The sequence below is a fragment of the Pedobacter heparinus genome (assembly GCF_032678725.1).
Classification (GTDB): domain Bacteria; phylum Bacteroidota; class Bacteroidia; order Sphingobacteriales; family Sphingobacteriaceae; genus Pedobacter; species Pedobacter heparinus_A.
The window spans coordinates 129,721-143,160 of sequence record NZ_JAVTSC010000002.1 but is presented as its reverse complement, the minus strand read 5'-3'; the positions used below and the strand labels follow the sequence as shown (position 1 = coordinate 143,160).

General features: G+C 42.8%; 13 protein-coding genes. 10 read left to right on the top strand and 3 right to left on the bottom strand.

Annotated features, from left to right (window positions below; translation table 11 throughout):
* Nucleotides 1-36 precede the first annotated feature (36 nt).
* The gene (locus R2Q85_RS03800) at nt 37-1,176 is read left to right on the top strand and encodes an acyl-CoA dehydrogenase (RefSeq protein ID WP_316810422.1); all 1,140 of its coding nucleotides are present in this window, start codon (nt 37-39) and stop codon (nt 1,174-1,176) included.
* Between the two features lie 65 nt (nt 1,177-1,241).
* Here R2Q85_RS03800 and R2Q85_RS03795 read toward each other — a convergent pair whose 3' ends face one another.
* Nucleotides 1,242-1,589 carry a phage holin family protein gene (locus R2Q85_RS03795; RefSeq protein WP_316810421.1) on the bottom strand — a complete coding sequence of 116 codons (348 nt, stop codon included), beginning with the start codon at nt 1,587-1,589 and terminating at the stop codon, nt 1,242-1,244.
* An 18-nt stretch (nt 1,590-1,607) separates the two neighbouring features.
* Between R2Q85_RS03795 and R2Q85_RS03790 the strand changes: the two genes are divergently transcribed.
* From R2Q85_RS03790 to R2Q85_RS03765, 6 genes are all read left to right on the top strand, one after another.
* On the top strand, nt 1,608-2,042 hold the full coding sequence (locus tag R2Q85_RS03790; RefSeq protein WP_316810420.1) for a hypothetical protein: 435 nt from the start codon (nt 1,608-1,610) through the stop codon (nt 2,040-2,042).
* A gap of 229 nt (nt 2,043-2,271) precedes the next feature.
* Entirely contained in the window at nt 2,272-2,931 is a 660-nt protein-coding gene (locus R2Q85_RS03785) for a DUF6266 family protein (protein WP_316810419.1), read from the top strand.
* A 199-nt stretch (nt 2,932-3,130) separates the two neighbouring features.
* Nucleotides 3,131-3,595 (top strand): ribosome assembly cofactor RimP, encoded by a 465-nt coding sequence (rimP, locus tag R2Q85_RS03780; protein ID WP_316810418.1) that lies wholly within the window; start codon nt 3,131-3,133, stop codon nt 3,593-3,595.
* A gap of 2 nt (nt 3,596-3,597) precedes the next feature.
* Nucleotides 3,598-4,833 carry a transcription termination factor NusA gene (gene nusA / locus R2Q85_RS03775; protein WP_012780319.1) on the top strand — a complete coding sequence of 412 codons (1,236 nt, stop codon included), beginning with the start codon at nt 3,598-3,600 and terminating at the stop codon, nt 4,831-4,833.
* 118 nt (nt 4,834-4,951) lie between these two features.
* Nucleotides 4,952-7,996, top strand: coding sequence for a translation initiation factor IF-2 (gene infB, locus R2Q85_RS03770; protein WP_316810417.1), 3,045 nt, complete (start codon nt 4,952-4,954; stop codon nt 7,994-7,996).
* A gap of 64 nt (nt 7,997-8,060) precedes the next feature.
* Nucleotides 8,061-8,708: a glycosyltransferase family 32 protein gene (locus R2Q85_RS03765; protein ID WP_316810416.1), complete on the top strand. Its 648-nt coding sequence runs from the start codon at nt 8,061-8,063 to the stop codon at nt 8,706-8,708.
* Nucleotide 8,709: 1 nt separating this feature from the next.
* On the opposite strand, the gene R2Q85_RS03760 is transcribed toward R2Q85_RS03765, so the two are convergent.
* On the bottom strand, nt 8,710-9,594 hold the full coding sequence (locus R2Q85_RS03760; protein ID WP_316810415.1) for a glycosyltransferase family 2 protein: 885 nt from the start codon (nt 9,592-9,594) through the stop codon (nt 8,710-8,712).
* Between the two features lie 50 nt (nt 9,595-9,644).
* Complete coding sequence (locus R2Q85_RS03755; protein ID WP_316810414.1) at nt 9,645-10,604, bottom strand: glycosyltransferase; 960 nt, start codon at nt 10,602-10,604, stop codon at nt 9,645-9,647.
* A 342-nt stretch (nt 10,605-10,946) separates the two neighbouring features.
* Between R2Q85_RS03755 and R2Q85_RS03750 the strand changes: the two genes are divergently transcribed.
* From R2Q85_RS03750 to R2Q85_RS03740, 3 genes are all read left to right on the top strand, one after another.
* A complete protein-coding gene (locus R2Q85_RS03750; RefSeq protein ID WP_316810413.1) occupies nt 10,947-11,720 on the top strand; it encodes a methyltransferase domain-containing protein in 774 nt (257 codons plus the stop codon).
* 62 nt (nt 11,721-11,782) lie between these two features.
* Nucleotides 11,783-12,574, top strand: coding sequence for an FkbM family methyltransferase (locus tag R2Q85_RS03745; protein ID WP_316810412.1), 792 nt, complete (start codon nt 11,783-11,785; stop codon nt 12,572-12,574).
* The gene (locus R2Q85_RS03740; protein ID WP_316810411.1) at nt 12,571-13,440 is read left to right on the top strand and encodes a glycosyltransferase; all 870 of its coding nucleotides are present in this window, start codon (nt 12,571-12,573) and stop codon (nt 13,438-13,440) included. The genes R2Q85_RS03745 and R2Q85_RS03740 overlap by 4 nt, the downstream gene beginning before the upstream one ends.

The window sequence follows — 13,440 nt, the reverse complement described above, 5'->3', positions numbered from 1 at the left end:
TAAATTTGGCCTAACTTATTATTTTACAATATTATTATGCGATTTCAATTCAATGAAGAACAATTGATGATCCAGCAGGCTGCCAGGGATTTTGCGCAGACTGAACTCAAACCTGGGGTGATCGAAAGAGATGAGCACCAGAAGTTCCCGGCAGAACAGGTGAAAAAGCTTGGGGAACTGGGCTTTCTGGGAATGATGGTGTCTGAAAAATACAACGGAAGTGGCCTTGATGCCTTGTCCTATGTCCTGGTGATGGAAGAGCTCTCTAAAATAGATGCCTCTGCTTCGGTGGTTGTATCTGTAAATAACTCCCTGGTTTGCTACGGACTGGAAGCTTATGGATCTGATTTTCAAAAAGAAAAATATTTAAAACCCCTGGCTTCCGGAGAAAAGATCGGCGCTTTCTGCCTTTCAGAACCTGAAGCCGGCTCTGATGCCACCTCACAGCAAACCACCGCCGAGGACAAAGGAGATCATTACCTCTTAAACGGCACTAAAAACTGGATCACCAATGGCGGCACTGCTTCTACTTACCTGGTGATCGCACAAACGGACAAATCTTTGCGGCATAAAGGCATCAATGCCTTTATTGTAGAAAAAGGAACGGAAGGCTTTACTGTCGGGCCTAAAGAGAACAAACTGGGCATACGTGGTTCGGACACCCACTCCCTGATGTTTAACGATGTTAAAGTTCCCAAAGAGAACCGCATTGGAGAAAATGGCTTTGGATTTAAGTTTGCCATGAAAACCCTGGAAGGTGGCCGTATCGGCATTGCTGCCCAGGCCCTGGGTATTGCTGCAGGGGCTTATGAACTTGCCCTGGATTATGCCAAACAACGTAAATCATTTGGTAAACCTATTGCAGAACACCAGGCCATTGCGTTTAAATTGGCCGATATGGCTACGCAGATAGAAGCTGCCCGCTTACTGGTTTATAAAGCTGCCTGGTTAAAAGATCAGGGCCAGCCCTATACCCTGGCGGGTTCTATGGCCAAGTTGTATGCCTCTAAAGTAGCCATGGACGTAACGGTAGAAGCGGTTCAGATCCATGGTGGCTATGGCTTTGTTAAAGAATACCATGTAGAGCGTCTGATGCGCGATGCGAAGATTACCCAGATCTATGAAGGGACTTCAGAGATCCAGAAAATGGTGATCTCGAGGGAGATCATCAGGTAAAATAAACAATTCCTGAAAAACCGGGTACCCATGGTATTGGGTACCCGGTTTTTTATGTTCGCTGCTTAATCTTTATCCGTTCCGGCAACGGCATTAAACACAGCTTTGATCAATGCGATCACAATGGCCAGGAAGGCCGCCGACCAAAAGCCCGATGTGCTAAAACCAGCCATTAGGTTATCTACGAGCAAGATCATCAGTACGGTAATGATAAAAGATACCAGGCCCAGGGTCAAAAAATTAACCGGGAAAGTCAAGACCCTCAAGATAAAGCCGATGGTTGCATTGACCAGTGCAATCAGCACTGCGGCAATAATGGCCGTTCCGTAGCCGTCTACATGCACTCCAGGTACAACATATGCCCCTATCAACACGGCCAGGCCCATTAATAAAATTTCTACAATCAGTCTCATAATGTTTAATTTAGCGGTATGGTTAAAAGTTCTGTTAAGCGGGTCAGTTTTTTTGCTGCCTTTTTATTTTTGTTTGCCTGTTCCTCTGCAAATAATAAGCCACTTTTAATTGGCTTTAACAGCGATAGCACCGCTATTGTTTTTAAGCAGATCGAACAAAGCGGTTTGCTGGAGCTGCAACAGCTGAAGCCCGGAGACTCCGCTTTTAACAACCTGGTCGCTGTTTTACAAACGCCTTCTGAAAAAGATACGAGCATTAATGAGGCTCCGGTTGAAGGCCGGTTTAGCGTTACCGACAGCAACCTGGTCTTTATCCCGGCCCGCCCTTTTGTAAGGGGAAGGGATTACCTGGTGATCACGCACCTGAATGCAAAGTTTGGCCAGATGAAAGACCTGCTGGTCGGAGAGTTGAAAAACAGGGTAAAACCCCAGCAAAAACTGCTGACCAGGTAAAAATTTCTTAAATATTTTTTTAATAATTCCCGGCATTCTTGTCTAGATCTGTTAGAGATGAATAGCAGTTTTAAACAATATTTATACAATGATTAGACATTGCTTATACAATGGTTATACAATCAATTATTGTTTAAACACTGTTTTTATAATGTTTAAAATTCGTTTATATTAAGTTTAATACTTAAATTCATCCCTAACTTATTATTTAATTAAAACAAATCAGATTATGGGAAAAGCACCAGATGGCCCATCGGGCCCTGTTTCCGGTAAAGTAGGCAACCATGTCTATTATACGGTAAACGGAGAAAGTTTTGTACGGAGTACACCGGGCAAAAGAACCGGGAAAAAAACGAAAAAAGAAAAAAACAATACTTCGGGCTTTACTAAAGTACAGGCCTTTTTAAAGCCGCTCAAAGACTTGTTGAAAGTAGGCTATAAAGATTATGGCACAAAAACGGGCGGATACAGGGGGGCGGTTTCCTATGCCCTGAAAAATGCGCTCAGGGGCGAATTCCCCGATCGGTATGTAGATCCGGCTTTGGTCCGGGTTTGTGGCGGAGAGCTGCATTTTCCCTTAAACACGGAAATCGTTCTGGAAGCGGGCAATGTACTGCGCTTTAACTGGAGCCCGGAAACCGGTGATAACGGGAATCCCTACGACCAGGTATTTATGCTGGCTTATGCGCTTCCAGACGAAAAGAGGAGGTTGGGCACTAAGGTTGGGGTTTCAACCGGGGCACTTAGAATGAGCGGTACGGATAGCTTGCAGCTATCTGCCCGGAAGGAAGCTGTGGAGTACCATGTGTACATGGGTTTTATAGCAAAAGACAGGTCTTGTCAGTCGCATAGCCAGTACATGGGGACGGTGCTGGTTCCAGCCAAATAGCTATATTTCCTTTGGAAAAAATGTATTCAGCCTTCCGCTGTATGCAATTGGAACCCTGGGAGACCTGGATCTGAATACAGATATAAGCAGCTGATTTCGAGCCGGAATTTTTAGTTTTAAAAATATTTCTTACATTTGCAAAGTAATAGCGGTAAGAGGGGGCAGAAGTCCCCTCTTTTCTGTTATTGGCAAATTGGTTATGCAGGTAGAAAAAAGAGTAACAGAATTAGTTGAGGAGAAGATTTCGGACAGGCCGGAGCTGTTTTTAGTAGAGGTGAAAATGCTGCCAAATCACAAACTTATCATCCATGTAGACGGCGATGAAGGGATCAGTATCCAGGATTGCGCGGCCATCAGCAGACATGTAGGTTTTCATTTGGAAGAAGAAAATGCCATAGAAAAAGCATACAACCTGGAAGTCTCTTCGCCCGGTGTTGGTGAGCCTTTAAAGCTGAAAAGGCAGTACCTTAAAAACATTGGCCGCGAGTTGAGTGTAAAGTTAAACGGGGGCGAGCTGAAAGAAGGGGAATTGCTTAGTGCAGATGACCATGGCATCACCATAGCCGCAAAAGTTAAAGAAAAAGGCAAAAAAGTCCAGCTGGTTGAAACCCGGTTAGGCTTTGATAACATAATAGAAACAAAGGTTTTAATTTCATTTAAATAAAAATGAGCAATATTAATTTAATCGATTCATTTCAAGAGTTTAAAGACTTCAAGAACATCGACCGTCCTACAGTGATCAGTGTGCTGGAAGAGGTATTTCGCAGTATGCTGCGCAAAAAATATGGTACTGATGAGAATTGTGACGTAATTGTCAACCCGGATAACGGTGATTTGGAAATCTGGCGTACCAGAAAAGTGATGGAGGATGGTTTTTCTGAGGATGACGATCTGGAAATTGAACTTGCGGAGGTAAAACAACTGGATCCGGACATGGAAGTTGGCGACGACTACATTGAGCAGATCACTTTGGAAAGCTTTGGCCGCAGGGCAATTTTAGCCGCCCGTCAGACATTGGTTTCTAAAGTTCTGGAACTGGAAAAAGACGAGATCTTTAAAAAATACAAAGACAGGGTTGGCGAGATTGTTACCGGTGAAGTTTACCAGGTATGGAAAAAAGAAACTTTGGTGCTGGATGACGAAGGCAACGAGCTGATGATGCCTAAAACGGAGCAGATCCCTGCGGATTATTTCAAAAAGGGAGATACCGTACGTGCAGTGATCCTGAAGGTGGACATGGTAAATGCCACGCCTAAGATCATCATTTCGAGGATTGCGCCTGAGTTTTTACAGCGCCTGTTTGAAATAGAGGTCCCTGAGATCTTTGATGGTCTGATCACCATTAAAAAGATCGTGCGTGAGCCAGGTGAAAGAGCTAAGGTTGCGGTAGAATCTTATGATGACAGGATTGATCCGGTAGGTGCCTGTGTGGGTATGAAAGGTTCACGTATCCATGGTATCGTAAGGGAGCTGAAAAACGAAAATATTGATGTAATTAACTTTACAAACAACATTTCGCTATACATCACCAGGGCTTTGAGCCCGGCCAAGATCACCTCTATTAAATTAGATGATGAAACCAAACATGCTTCGGTTTACCTGAAGCCTGACCAGGTTTCACTGGCGATTGGCCGTGGTGGCCATAACATCAAACTGGCAGGTAAATTAACCGGTTATGAAATTGATGTATACCGTGAAGCGGGTGAAGAAGATGAGGATGTGGATATTGAAGAATTCTCGGATGAAATCGATAGCTGGATCATCGATGAGCTGAAAGCGATCGGTTGTGATACCGCGAAAAGTGTGCTGGCACTTTCTGTTGACGAATTGGTGAAACGTACCGATTTAGAGGAAGAAACCATCAAAGAAGTGATGAGTATTTTGAAATCAGAGTTTGAATAAAAATGTTCGCCATGGTGTTTACAAAATTATGTAGTAATTAAAAACTAATTGACTACACATGAAATAAACAAGAATAAACGTTACTTTTGTATAAGAATTAAGAAAAAATAGGATATCAATGTCAGACGACAAACCAATAATTTTATTTAAAGCAGTTAAGGAACTTAACGTAGGAATTGCTACGGCCGTTGAGTTTTTAGAAAAGAAAGGCTTTTCTGTTGAGAATAAACCCACTACTAAGCTCTCCCGCGACATGTACAATGCATTGTTGAAAGAGTTTCAGGGCGATAAGATCGTAAAAGAAGAAGCCAATCAGATCGTTATTGGTAAAATTCGTCGTGATGAGCCTGAAGTGACTGAGAAAGTTACGGAAGCACCTAGAAAAAATGTTGAATTTGAAAATGAAGGGATTTTAGTTAAAAACCTGAATGCTTATACCCCTCCTGCTGTAGAGAAGCCAGCGGCTGAAGCTCCTGCTACTGAAAAAGCAGAAGAAAAAGCGGAGGAAGGTGCTTTACCTGGTGTGAAAATAGTAGGAAAGATCAACCTTGATGATTTAAATGCTAAAACACGCCCTGTTAAGAAAGAGGAAACGCCTGAACCGGAACCAAAAACTGAAGCACCTGTTGCTCCGGTAGCTCCGGTTGAGCAAGCACCTGAACCGGTTAAGGAAGTAGAAGTAGAGAAGCCGGTTGAACAGCCTGTTGCAGAAATAAAACCTGAACCTGTTAAGCCTGTGGAAACACCAAAAGCCGAGGAGCAGCCTAAACCGCTTGCCGAGACGCCGGTGGTTAAAACTCCTGAACCATCAGTTGCACCTAAAACAGCTCCTGAGCCTCCCAAAGTGGAAAAACCTGATGAAAACGAAGTGATCAAAGCACGTTCGGTAAAACTTTCGGGTCCGAATATCATCGGAAAGATCACTTTGCCGGTTACACCAGACCGTAAATCACAGCCTGTTGCTTCCTCTGGAGAGAGCGCAGATGCGAAAAGAAAGCGGAAACGCAAAAAAACACCGGGTGGACATCCGGGCCAGCCAGGACAACATGGTCAGCAAGGTGGTGGCCAGCAGGGCAATACCCCGCAAGGTCAGCAACAAGCCGGACAGCCTGGTGCGCCTAAACCTGCGCCAACATTTGGCAACAGACCGGATTTCAGGAACAATACCAACAATACAGCCAACAGGCCTAATTTCAGGAACAATAAACCGGGAGGAGCTCCTGGCCATAGCGGACCTAAAGAAGAGCCTACGGAAAAAGAAATACAGGATCAGATCAAAGCAACACTTGCCCGTTTAAGTGGTGCAGGTAAATCTGGTAAGTTTGCTCAGCGTGCCAAACTGCGCCGTCAGAAACGTGACGATGTAGCCATGTCTGCTGATGAGGCGGCAATGGAGCAGGAACTGCAATCGCGGGTACTTAAAGTAACCGAGTTTGTAACTGCAAATGAACTGGCTACCATGATGGATGAGCCGGTTACAAAGATCATCGCAACTTGTATGAGCCTGGGTATGTTTGTATCCATCAACCAGCGTCTGGATGCAGAGACCTTAACGATTGTTGCAGATGAGTTTGGTTACGAAATCCAATTCGTTAAACCGGATGATGAAAGTGATATCGTTATCGAAGAAGAGGACAGCGAAGAAGATTTATTGCCAAGGGCACCGGTGGTGACCATTATGGGACACGTGGATCATGGTAAAACCTCTTTGCTGGATTATATCCGTAAAGCGAATGTGGTGGCTGGAGAGGCCGGTGGTATTACCCAGCACATTGGGGCCTATATGGTAACTACGCCTACGGGTAAAAAAGTAACCTTCCTGGATACACCGGGCCACGAAGCCTTTACGGCCATGCGTGCACGTGGTGCCAAGGTAGCGGATATTGCCATTATTGTGGTGGCTGCGGATGACGCGGTGATGCCGCAGACCAAAGAGGCCATCAACCATGCGCAGGCTGCGGGTGTGCCATTGGTATTTGCCTTTACAAAAATTGATAAGCCGGGTGCAAACTCAGATAAAATACGCGAACAACTGTCCATCATGAATATCCTGGTTGAAGATTGGGGGGGTAACTTCCAGTCGCAGGAAATTTCTGGTAAGAGTGGTTTAAATGTAGACCTCCTTTTAGAGAAGGTTTTACTGGAAGCAGAATTGTTAGACCTTAAAGCCAACCCGGACAAACGTGCTACAGGTAGTGTTATCGAAGCTACGCTGGATAAAGGACGCGGTATTGTAACTACAGTGCTGGTTCAGGCGGGTACACTTAAGGTAGGTGATCCTATCCTTGCAGGTAGTTACAGCGGCCGTGTTAAAGCTTTATTTAACGAACGCGGACAGAAGGTTGACAAAGCAGGCCCATCGGTGCCGGTACAGGTACTGGGTATGCAGGGCGCCCCTACGGCGGGTGACCGTTTCAACGCACTGGAAAGTGAAGTAGAAGCCAGAGAGATTGCCAACAAGCGTTTACAGCTGATGCGTGAGCAAGGGCTTCGTACCCAGAAACACATTACTTTGGATGAGATTGGCCGTCGATTGGCTATCGGTAACTTTAAAGAGCTGAACCTGATTGTTAAAGGTGATGTGGATGGTTCGATCGAGGCTTTATCAGATTCCTTACTGAAACTTTCTACACCGGAAATCCAGGTGAACATCATTGGAAAAGCAGTAGGTCAGATCTCGGAATCGGATGTATTGCTGGCTTCGGCTTCTGATGCGATCATTATCGGTTTCCAGGTGCGTCCATCAACTGGTGCACGTAAACTGGCCGAGGCGGAACAGATCGATATCCGCTTGTACTCGATCATCTATGATGCGATCAACGAGATCAAAGCAGCGATGGAGGGTATGCTTGCGCCTGAGTTTGAAGAGAAAATTACAGCCAACGTAGAGATCAGGGAGACCTTCAAAATTACCAAGGTGGGTACTATTGCCGGCTGTATGGTATTGGATGGTACGATTACCCGTAACAGCAAGATCCGTATCGTTAGAGATGGAGTGGTGGTTTATACGGGCGAACTGGCTTCACTGAAACGTTATAAAGATGATGTGAAAGAGGTTTCCAGAGGTTACGAATGCGGATTGAACATCCAGAACTTCAATAATATTGAGGTGGGTGACATCGTGGAAGCCTACGAACAGGTTGAAGTGAAAAGGAAATTGTAATTCTTTTAAAATAAAGATAAGGCGCTTCGGAATATTCTGAAGCGCCTTTTTTCATAGCTTTTATATGCCTATACCTAAAGTAATTTATCAGACCTTCAAAAGTGCAGAATTGCCCTTTATCAACAGGCTTGCCATCAAATGGTTAAAGCTTAGGAATAAGGACTATCGCTATGAATTTTATGATGATGAACGGATAGTGTCTTTTATTTTGGAGGCCTACGGAGAAGAGGTGTTAGGGCTTTACCATCAACTAAACATTGGTGCAGCTAAAGCGGATTTTTTCCGTTATGCTATTCTTTATAAAAAAGGAGGGGTGTATCTGGACATTGATGCCTATGTACTGGGCCGGCTGGACGACATCATTAAGCCGGCTGATGCAGCGGTTATTTCAAAGGAGCGGTTCCCCAATATATTTGTGCAATGGGCCCTCATCTATGAAGCAGGCCACCCTTTTTTGAAAAGAACGCTCGAGGTAGTTTTAGAAAACATCAGGCAGAATGCATACCCCAACAGTGTACATTGGATGACTGGTCCTACAGCTTATTCTAAAGCTGTTCTGGAATGTATGGCAGCAGATCCGGAGGCAAAGTACAGGATTCTTGGAGAAGATTATAAAAAGGCCATCAGGCCCCGTTTACCTTTAAGCAAACTGCTTTACAAAGGGCATCAGCACTGGAGAAAAATGGAGCAGACTACTAGTGTATTGAAGTGATTTAACCGCGTTTCACAATTTTGTAGTTCTTGTATTCGAATAAACGCAGACCGGTCATGTTTTCAATCCATTGCAGCAGCTTCCGTTTTAAATTTCGATTGATTTGCTGGGTAGTGGGATCAAATTTGAATTTCCAGTTTGCTTTGCTTATTCTGGCTTTCATTACAGCAGGAGGGCTCTCGTTAAAATGCAGGACTTTATCTGCATTGCCGTAATCAAAATCTTCTGCGACGGATTCTTCCTGCTGAACAAACTGGCCATCGTTATAAAACCGCTTAAAATTATTCATTTTCAGGTTTAGACTTTTAGGTGGTTTAACCCAGCCGTAGTGATACACGTAGGCGTCAATTAGCTTCACTTTAAGCTTTCGGCCATTTATCCTGAAGCCCTGGGCATCTTTATACGAACTGATCCCAGGCAATCTTTTCAATACCCTGATTTCCCGCCTGTACCACCTTCTGGATTCGGCTACAAAATCATAAGCTCCATAAAAATGTTTATATTTTAAAAGCAAGGCATCAATCATAACATCGTCTAGTGTCGCCTCCATTTCTTTTTTAATTACAGGCAGGTATTTTTCATGGATGCATTCATCTCCTTGTATATAAATGGCCCATTCCACATCAGCAGAAATGGCTTGATAAGCCTTATTTGTTTCTTCAGCAAATACACGTCCGCCGGCTTTCAGACTATGGTCCCAGGTGGTTTCAACGATTCTGATCTTTGCTGACCCGATGTCTTTGATCAATTGCAGCGTTTCATCTTCAGATTTCCCAACGGCGACTACAAATTCATCACAAATGGGTAAGATAGATTCTATGGCCTCTGCTATCGGATAATCGTTTAGAATGGCGTTTCGAATAAAAGTAAAACCGGCAACTTTCATAAAATTTGTAAATAAGCGGTGATGATGGGCAAAGATGCAATTTCTAAATGTTAACCTAATGCAGTCATGATCTCATTTACCCGGTTAACATAAGTGTGGTTCTTTAACAGGTTGTCCTGCATCTTTTTGATCATCAACACCCGCTCTTCCGGATGGGAGATGTAATGGTGTGTTTTTTCTATAAAATCGCTGCTTTCGGTAGCAATGACCAGTTCATCTTCTTTAAAATATTTTCTGGCAAATGTGTTGTTACAAATTTGAAATCCGCCAAATGCAGGTGCCGTAAACAACCTTTGATTGAGTAACATGTTATATTTGACCTGTGCATCGGTGTGCAGATTGGGCAGTATGCACGCACGGGCGTACAAATTTTCTGATTCCACAATTTCCGGATCGATCATGTTGTGTTGTGTATATTCCAGGAAATTGCTGAATTCTTTTTTTAAAGGGGCGATAAGGGATTTATAGGCCGTTAAACGACGGGTGGTGTTGCCCAGCCATAGCAAGTCGAACTCGGGTTTAAGTATAGGGTCTGTAAGCTTTGTTTTGTTGATGCAGTGGAGCAGCTGGATTACCTTCAGCCCTAATTCTGTTTCATAACCTGAAAAAAATTGTGCATTGATCTGCTGGTTGTAGGGCGAGCAGATCAATATATTGTGCCTGGAACTGTACCTGTTCAATACCTTTTTCGCTTTTTCAGTCAGGACGCGAATCCGGTCGTCATAGTTACAGGGGGAGTAAAAGGAACCCAAAAGGACCAAGGATGCAGGTTGTAATATATTCAAAGGCAGGTAACGGACATTTTCAACTGCAGTAAAAATAATATCCGGGTTAAAATTTGTCAGTTTGATCTTTTCAGCGGGCCAGTAGGAAATTTTTAATTTATCAAGGTCAAAAAACCGGAAGGAATCTCCCATTTCCACGAAAGCATTTTTAAATCCATTTGCTGCCGTTCTGGCCATATGGTCCGATCCGCTGGCGGTTTCGTAGATGTAAGCGATTTTATTCATGAAAATGCAATTTTCGTCTGGCGGAAAAGTATAAAAAAAAACATACATTCTAAATACTTTGCTAACATAATCATTTCTCTGACTATCGCCATATTCGTAACCTATGGAGAAGATAGTTGTAAAGTTATTTTTGAAAACCCGGTTCAAATGGTCGATAGGAGTTTAACTAAGGTTTATTGCGGATCTGTAGCTGGAAATTGTGTGTTTTTTTATACATTCGGAGAATTATTGGCGGTCATGATTTAGGTGTTCCGGGCATACACAATGATAGGGCTGGCAGCTGACTCAGCTGCTTTTATGAAACCTGATCTTGCACCTGTAAATCAAAAAAATAAAAACTGAATGGATTTCTTTTACAATTTAAGCTATAAAAAACTGCAGGTCAGATCAGATTTCTTATTGTTTCTGTTCAGGAACCGATATAGAAAGCAGCTCCTCAGTTATAAATATGCATTTGAAGGTAAAAAGGGTCTGGAGATTGGTGGGCCCAGTGATTTTTTTAAAACTGAACTTTTGCCGGTTTATGAATGGGCAAAGGAAATAGATGGCTGTAACTTTAGCAACAATACGATATGGGAAGGGGAAATAGACACCAGCCAGTACCGCTATTTTCCAAATAAATCGGGGAAGCAGTATATTATGGAGGGCTCTGATCTTTCTATAATTGAAGATGCCCAGTATGATTTTTTGTTGTCCTCCCATAATCTGGAACACATTGCAAATCCGCTGAAAGCATTGAAAGAATGGATCAGAGTCATAAAGCCTGGTGGGTTTATATTGCTTATTTTACCTGATAAGCGGTATACATTTGATCATAAAAGACCAGATACCACTTTTTCCCATCTGATATCAGATTTTGAATCAGATGTGGACGAACATGATTTAACACATCTCAGCGAAATACTGGCATTGCACGATTTGAGACTTGATCCCGGTGCGGGAAAAGATTTTAACGTTTTTAAGAAAAGAGGTGAAAATAATTTTGAAGTGAGGGGCCTTCATCATCATGTATTTTCATTTGACCTTTTGACACAGGCACTCCGTCATTACAATCTTAACGTTATTGCTAAAAATGATGTCCCTCCGTACCATAAAATAATCCTTGCTCAAAAATAATGGCCTCCCTGTGCTGTTCTTTATGGGAAGCAGAATTAAATTAAATATTCAGCCTAAATGATATGGGGTTAAGAAGCTTAATAGCCAATAAAATAAGAAAATCAAAACTGACAAAAATTGAGATTGAACTGGAAAGGATTCAGGAATATCCTCGTTTTAAAGCAGGTTACACGAATATATTTGGCAAGCCATTTAAATTTCACGATAGCTTAAGTTTTGTCATTACTTATAAAGAGATCTTCATTCATAACATATACGCTTTTAAACCGGTCGCCGGCAAATCTACAATTCTGGATTGTGGCGCAAATATGGGTTTGGGCACGCTGTATTTTGCCAGTAATTACCCGGATCATGTCATTTATGCTTTTGAGCCGGATAAGGAAATCTATCAGATCTTAAAAGAGAATATACAAACGCTTCAATTGGGTAATGTTGTTTTGCTGGAGAAGGCGGTCTGGCAAAAAGAAGAAATCCTGGAATTTTATGGGGATAACGGGATGGGGAGCAGGGCCAATACCCCTTACCTGGACCTGCAGCCAACCAAAATTGAAGCGGTACGGTTATTAGACTACCTTAGCCCGGAAGTGGACTTTTTAAAGCTGGATATTGAAGGTGCAGAAGATGTGGTGTTAAGAGACTGTAAAGACAAGCTGAAGGAACTCGGTTCTTTTTTCTTTGAATACCATAATGATGTGAATCAGGCGCAGACGCTTCATGAATTGTTAGGCATGGTGAAAGATGCGGGCTTCCATTATTATATCAAAGAGTCCTGGACAAGGGCAAGCCCCTTTACGGACAGGGAGGTAATTGGAGGAAATTTTGATATGGCCATAAATATTTTTTGTTATACATGATATCAGTAATCATCGCATCTGCAAATAAGGAGTTTTTAGCTCAGGTTAGTGAAAATGTAAAGCGCACTATTGGTGTTGATTTTGAAATTATAGCTTTTGACAATGCCAGTGGGCAAAAAGGCATATGCGAGGTATACAATCTGGGAATTACAAAGGCGAAATACGATGTACTTTGTTTTATGCACGAAGATATAGAGATCCATACGGGTAATTGGGGAAGATCTGTACTCGATATTTTTGAAGCTCAGCCGAAACTGGGCCTGATAGGTATAGCCGGAAGCCTGTATAAGGCGTTGTCACCTTCTTCCTGGTTTAGCTGGCTGGATCAATACAACCGCTTCAATATGATTCAGCAGTATAAGTTTAGCGATACGGAGATGAAGGTGGTTTACCAGAACCCAAATGAGGAAAAGCTGGCGAAAGTAAATGGCGTAGATGGGGTTTGGTTTTGTACGCATAAAGGAGTAACAGATGAAATCAGGTTTGATGAGCATTTACTTAAAGGTTTTCATGGCTATGACGTTGATTTCTCATTAAGTGTAGCTGAAAAATGGGATGTTGCAGTGACTTTTGATGTGCTGATCACGCACTTTTCTGAAGGGAATTATGATCAGAAATGGATAGAAAGTACCTTGCTGGTTCATGAGAAATGGAAAGGAAGACTTCCCAAAGGCGAAGCATATTTGGCCAAAGGGGATGCGCTGGAATGTGAAAAAAAAGCATTTCTTTTTTTTATAGACCAGATGTATTTGGCGGGCTATACCAAAATGAGCATGTGGCGTATTTTATGGAAAAGTAAAATTTACAACCATTTTGGCTGGGGGATATGCTTTAAGATTGCCAAATATATACGCCGGAAAAAATGA